This window comes from Bartonella vinsonii subsp. berkhoffii ATCC 51672 (genome assembly GCF_902825225.1).
GTDB lineage: Bacteria > Pseudomonadota > Alphaproteobacteria > Rhizobiales > Rhizobiaceae > Bartonella > Bartonella berkhoffii.
The window spans coordinates 1-428 of record NZ_CADEAK010000197.1 but is presented as its reverse complement, the minus strand read 5'-3'; the positions used below and the strand labels follow the sequence as shown (position 1 = coordinate 428).

Genomic DNA, 428 nt, shown 5'->3' with positions numbered 1-428 from the left:
GCTTGCCGGTGAGAAACAAGCTACACTAAGTGCCGCTAAGGCAGCTGGAGCAACCATTAGCTATGGTAACTTTATAACTTTACTTATCAATTTTCTCATTATTGCTTGGGTTTTGTTTCTCTTTGTTAAAGCTATGAATAGAGTGCGCCGAAAACAAGAAGAAGATGAAAGCTCTAAAAAGATGTCTCTAGAAGAACAACTTTTGTCAGAAATCAGAGATCTTTTAGCCAAGAAAAAATGAATTTATGGATGGTTTGCCTCATGGAACACAGGAAAAAACATTTCCACAGTTGTTCCATGATTGGGTTTTGAAAATAATAAAAATTGACCACCACTTTCTTCTACCATTGCCTTACACAGCGGTAACCCCAAACCAGTTCCCATAAAAGCACTATCACCAGATCTGCCATCTTTACGCTCTACCTGAC

Annotated in this window: 2 protein-coding genes; one reads left to right on the top strand and one right to left on the bottom strand. The window is 38.6% G+C overall.

Annotated elements, in window-relative coordinates:
• Nucleotides 1-241, top strand: a 241-nt coding sequence (locus J7R10_RS08915) for an MscL family protein (RefSeq protein ID WP_208436497.1), incomplete at its 5' end; no start/stop codon positions are given.
• 2 nt (nt 242-243) lie between these two features.
• Here the strand turns inward: J7R10_RS08915 and J7R10_RS08910 are convergent.
• A partial coding sequence (locus tag J7R10_RS08910) for an ATP-binding protein (RefSeq protein ID WP_208436496.1) occupies nt 244-428 on the bottom strand: 185 nt, incomplete at its 5' end.